Origin of the sequence: Clostridium sp. BL-8 (assembly GCF_002006495.1) — a bacterium.
Taxonomy (GTDB): Bacteria; Bacillota; Clostridia; order Clostridiales; family Clostridiaceae; genus Clostridium.
In genome coordinates, this window is the sequence record NZ_LZZL01000221.1 from 1 (window position 1) to 625 (window position 625).

Genomic DNA, 625 nt, shown 5'->3' on the forward strand with positions numbered 1-625 from the left:
GTAACTACTGCATTTTCTGTTGGACCATAGTTATTTATTAATTCATAAGTCTGCTTTTTATAAACCTTTAATTTATCCGCTCCAGTTAACAATTTCCTTAAGGATTTATTTTCTAAACTCATGAATTCTTCACACATTTGTGTAGGTAAGAATCCTATTGTTATCTTATTATCCTCATAGTATTTATTTAAAGCATCTTTATCAAGCATTATAGACTTATCTATTATGTGCAGAGTTGCTCCAGCTATAATATAAGGGAATATCTCCCATACTGATGCATCAAAACCAAAACCTGCGTACTTTGTTGCATTATCTTTTTCTGTTACTTCATAATATTCATTATGCCAAATACACAAATTTACAAGGGCTTTTTGTTCTATCATTACACCTTTAGGCTTTCCAGTAGTTCCAGAAGTATATATAACATATGCTAAATCATTTGACATTCCTTTAGTATTTACATTACTATTCTCTCTTTCATATAGCTTACTATCTTCTAAATCTATAACTTCTCCATCATAATTTATGCTTCCTAACAATTTATTTTGTGTTAAAAAAATTTTTGTATTACTATCTTCTAACATATACTTTATTCTGTCTTCTGGATATTCAGGATCTATTGGTA

1 protein-coding gene is annotated in these 625 nt (G+C 28.6%); it reads right to left on the bottom strand.

The window, feature by feature from the left end; genetic code table 11:
- Positions 1–625, bottom strand: a 625-nt coding sequence (locus CLOBL_RS27335; protein ID WP_143323984.1) for an AMP-binding protein, incomplete at both ends; no start/stop codon positions are given.